1 protein-coding gene is annotated in these 2766 nt (G+C 28.4%); it reads left to right on the forward strand.

Going from position 1 to position 2766, the window contains the following annotated elements; all coding sequences use genetic code 11:
- Nucleotides 1-196 precede the first annotated feature (196 nt).
- On the forward strand, nucleotides 197-2566 hold the full coding sequence (locus tag ABZA26_RS11900) for a hypothetical protein (protein ID WP_372714734.1): 2370 nt from the start codon (nucleotides 197-199) through the stop codon (nucleotides 2564-2566).
- Nucleotides 2567-2766 lie beyond the last annotated feature (200 nt).

Raw genomic sequence — 2766 nt, forward strand, 5'->3', positions numbered from 1 at the left:
GAAGAAACCATTTCAGAAGATGGAAACAGTGCTAAAGTAAAATATACGGTACATTTTAAAAATGGCGATAGTGAAAAAGAAGATGCCAAACTCATAAAAATGAATGGTAAGTGGTTTATAAAAATGTAACATTTATTAAAAAATCCCAGAATTTCTTCTGGGATTTTTTTTAATAGTAACTAAAATAGTTATCACAATGCAAAGTAAAATTATAATACTACTGCTCTTTTTCTTTTCAAAAAGTCTATTGTTTGCTCAAGATTATACTACATTAGAAATTTTAAACCTTGAAAAAGAAACTGCTAGACTCTCAGTAAATCAGGCATTTAAAGATTTAAAATTACCTAAAATGCATCTTTGGAAAAACCAAACTACTACTGAAAGTAGCTTTTATACGTATAGAACTTTAATGGTAAAAAACAGATTTGTATTTAAAGTTAACGTAACAGCTAACAAATTAACTGTTTCAATAAGAAATAGACAATACCAGTCAAATAGTAACTGGATAGATAATCCTTTACCAATGTCTAAAAAGCAGGCAGCTAAAATTTTAGACCCTCTAAAAGAAAAAATTCTTGAGCTCTCCAAAAATAAAATTATAACTCAAAATAATACAGACCCGAGCAATTCAAAAACTTTAAAATCTAAAGAAGCCGGTATTTATGAAGATTTTATAATTGTAAAAACTGGAAATCCTGAAATGGATTTATTAGCTATTCATAAAAATGGACATTTAATAGGATATAATTTGTCAGAAAATAAGACGTCTGTTAAATCACTAATTTTTAAAGAGCATGAGTATTCAGAAGCTATTACTTTATTATTCAATGATGATAACACACCCAAAGGAATAGTATTTAGTGAATACATAATTAACTTTTCTGTCCAAGAAAATAATTTAACGGAGTTATCATTATATGATAACAATGGAAATTTTATAAATAAAAACGTCACAAAGATTGAAGACCTTGATTCATTCTCAACAAGTATTATTCAAGAAAAAAATGGGCAAGGACCAAATTTAGCATCAATATTATTCGAAAATAATGCCATGAGCCTAGCTACTAAACTTGGCTATGCCTCAACAGCCTTGCAGACTGCATTATGTGGAGGATTGATAATCACTGGAGCAGGAATTCCAGCCGCTGCAATTGTTTGTGGATCTTTATTATTAGATATAACTGTAAAGGTTCTTCCAAAAGAAAACTTTATGTACGATACATTATCTCTTGCATCTATGGCAACAGCATTTATACCCATGGGTAATCCACTAAAAATTGCACCATTAATTACAAACTCAGCTAAATTATCAGAATTACTAGCCGGTTTAACTAGTATTGCTAATGGTGCTGAAAATTATTATGAAAATCATATTAAAGAAGTTAAAATAGTCATTGAAGGACCATCAACTATTAGGACCGGCTATTTTGGGGAGAAAGGAGAACCAATTATATTATATGCAAAATCGGAACCGAACATTCCTATTCAATGGCAAAAAAAATCAGAGGCTATATTAATGGAAAAATTAGAACCTAATGATACGAGAAATAAGGAAGGTTATTCTGCTATACAGATTTGGGCAATCTCACCATCAAATAAAAAACCTATAATTGTTGCTAGCCAGAGTAACAATAAGGATGGAGCTCTTGAATATATTGAACTAGAAATAATAAGCCCTAATTATTTTTACTTTTTAGATTGTGCAGAATGTGGGAAAAATATACCTATGGATTCAAAATTAAAAGAAAAAATTGATGCCTGCAAAAAACAATTAGAAAACTGTAAAAAACAAGCCGTAGCTAATAAAGATATATTATTAATTGTTAATTCAAAAAACGAAGTAATAGAGCCTAAACTAAATGAAAGAAAACTTAATTTTATTAAAAAAAACATTAAAAAAGATGGAACACCTTATCCTGTAAATGAACAAGGGGAATTTAAAGAATTTGTAAAAGAAGCTAGCTGTAATTTTAATTGTTCGGGTTTTGATGACAAACAAACTATTATATCATTAGCTCATGAAGCCATGGGTAAAATTAAAATCAATGAAACTAAAATAAAAGAGTTACAAAAAACGGCGGAATTAATTCTAAAACAGGATCAAAATGCAAGTGAAGAAAAACTTTTAAAAATTGCTAAAGACTTGAAAATTCTTGAAGAAAATTCCAAAAAGATAAGAACTGAATATGGTGAAAAGATTAACAAAATTGCGGAGAAAGGAACTATTGAGTTTATGTACAAAAAAACTGATAAGTCACAATGTTATGGTTTTAAAGGTTCTGTAAGGACAAAAGGTGCTCATTGGACTCGGCCATCTCTTACAATTTTATTAGAATATAATATTTTACCTATTTCTTGTAAAGAAAAACTAGAGTATGGAACCATTTTCAAAGGAAAAGGAGTATCGAATATTACATTTCGATTTTTAGATAATAAAAATAAACAAATAATGAAAGCTCGTACTTCAATTGCTCAATTTACTACCATTACTATGGATATTAAAGAATTTAAAAAAACTGAAATAATTGAATTTTTTAAATCTAATCCTATAGGGCCATTTAATTAAATTTGAGTCAGTAAATCACCTTATTAAAAAATCCCAGAATTTCTTCTGGGATTTTTTTCAATTATCTAACTAGTTTTTTATACTTAATACGTTTAGGCATTAAATCTCCTCCTAAACGTTTCTTTTTATTTTCTTCGTAATCAGTAAATGATCCTTCAAAGAAATAAACTTGAGAGTTTCCTTCAAAAGCTAAAATATGC

The sequence above is a fragment of the Ilyobacter sp. genome (assembly GCF_041583315.1).
Taxonomy (GTDB): Bacteria; Fusobacteriota; Fusobacteriia; order Fusobacteriales; family Fusobacteriaceae; genus Ilyobacter.

What these genes read in the sequence shown, in the direction of transcription:
- ABZA26_RS11900 (WP_372714734.1), top strand. Translation starts at nt 197, where the DNA reads ATGCAAAGTAAAATTATAATACTACTGCTCTTTTTCTTTTCAAAAAGT.